This is a genomic window from Actinotignum urinale DSM 15805, from assembly GCF_000420445.1.
GTDB classification, from domain to species: Bacteria; Actinomycetota; Actinomycetes; order Actinomycetales; family Actinomycetaceae; genus Actinotignum; species Actinotignum urinale.
Genome location: NZ_ATUY01000022.1, coordinates 1 through 1,916 on the forward strand (window position 1 = coordinate 1; position 1,916 = coordinate 1,916).

Consider the following 1,916-nt stretch of genomic DNA (forward strand, 5'->3'; position numbering starts at 1 on the left):
CCGAACCGCGCGATCCTTAAAACCCTGCGAATACCTCTTAGCCATATTCCCAATCCTCTCAAAAACAGACAGGAACAAAACCCAGTACGCTTCATGCAAGGGTATCGGGTTTTCTGGATAACATGCCCCCAAACCTGAGAGCATCGCAACCGGATGCGCAAAAATGTCTGGCATCAATTCATCGTGTCCGTGAAAGCGCAATGCTAACCTATATTCGAAAAGGCGTGTGCAATAATTCCTCATATGCAAAAGGGCGACCCTGCACAACGCAGAGCCGCCCTTATTTGTGTTTTATTTTCGCGGTATCAACACGAAAACTATTGACGTGCAGAATTAATATTTTCGACGGTTTCCTTCAACGCGTCGCTATCTTGAACAAGAGAACCGCGCGCGAAATGATCAATAACAATCGCGATAGCGCCGTCGCCGGTAACGTTGGTGGCGGTACCGAAGCTATCCACCGCAACATACATGGCGACCATAATCGCGTACATCGGATCAGTGAACGCCAACATTCCCTGCAACAGAGCCTGCGCGGCGGTAATCGCACCACCGGGAACGCCCGGAGCGGCAACAAGAATCACGCTGAGCATCATAATGAAGCCAACCATGTGCATAGGGTCGGGGTGAATTCCCATCATATGCTGGAGCGCAAGAGCGAAGGCCGTGATCTTAATTGAGCTACCGGCAAGATGAATCGTTGCGCACAGCGGAATAACGAAATCTGCGACCCCGCGGCTTACGCCATTATTGCGGGTGCAGCGAGCTGTGACGGGGATCGTCGCGGCCGAAGATGCAGTACCCAGGGCGGTAGCGTAGGCATCACGCATACCCCACAGCGCCTTGAACGGGTTCTTCTTGGAAATTGCTCCCGCCAGTGAGTATTGGATAAGGAGCAGAACCACGGTGAGAATGAAGGAGAAGAGGATAATTTTACTCATTGCCACAATGACGGTAACGAACTGGCCCGACTTGGACATGTTCATGAAAATACCGAAAATGTGGAGCGGAAGAAGGGGCACAATTGTTTTCGCGATAACGAGAGTGATGATGTCGCGGAAATCGGACACGGCCTTACCGAGTGTCTTTCCCTGAATCTTCGCAATACCGATACCAATCATGAACGCAACAATGAGCGCCGTCATGACGTCAAAAACAGGGGGAAGTTTGAAGCCCTTATCCATAATTGAAGCGACGGCATCTTCCGGTTTAGCAAGGTCTGGAACCTTTTGACCCGCAAGAAGTGAGGGGTAAATAAGTGTTGCGAGACCCCATGTGCCGAAACCGGCAACCAGGTTGGAGCCGTATGCGATGGCAACCGTGGAAAGAAGCCACTTTCCGCCGGAGGAGCCGAGTTCGTAAATGGCTGGGGCAACGAGACCGACGATAATCAGCGGAACGGAAAAACCGAGGTATTTGCCGAAAATATCGTTAAAAGTGGCGAAGGGGACAATCGCCCAGGAGGGCAGGAATTGGCCGAGCGCCGCGCCGAAAATAATGGCAAGTAAAACCCAGAAGAGGAGCGATCTTTTGAGTCGCGTCCAGGGGCTTGCTTGCATATGTACGTTTGACATATCAATTTCCTTTAGTTGTATGAACTCTAAGGAGTCTAGTTGAAGGGACAAATTAACTGGGATGAATTCTAGGTAGTGAGAATAATGGTGGCAAGTAATTGTGAGGGAATCGTGGAAGGGGTGCGGGGAATCGGGCGAGTGCCTGTGAGGGAATCGGGCAAGGGTTTCTGTGCTTTGTTGCGGGGCGGGTTTTCTTTTTCGACGACGGAGTACCGTTTTTCTGTGGTTTAGATTGCGCTTTGTTCTATTTCTGTGAAACATCGTTTTCTTTTTCGATGAAGCATAGTTTTTTGTAATCTATGTAGGACTCTTTCTGCTCTATTTCTATGAAGTATGCTTTTC

General features: G+C 49.9%; 1 protein-coding gene. It reads right to left on the reverse strand.

What is annotated here, in order from left to right:
* Positions 1 to 317: 317 nt before the first annotated feature.
* Positions 318 to 1,574 (reverse strand): dicarboxylate/amino acid:cation symporter, encoded by a 1,257-nt coding sequence (locus tag G445_RS0108680; protein ID WP_022867131.1) that lies wholly within the window; start codon positions 1,572 to 1,574, stop codon positions 318 to 320.
* Positions 1,575 to 1,916 lie beyond the last annotated feature (342 nt).

Bases quoted from the DNA above. Each gene is read 5' to 3' on its own strand.
- G445_RS0108680 (WP_022867131.1), bottom strand. From the start codon at position 1,574: ATGTCAAACGTACATATGCAAGCAAGCCCCTGGACGCGACTCAAAAGA.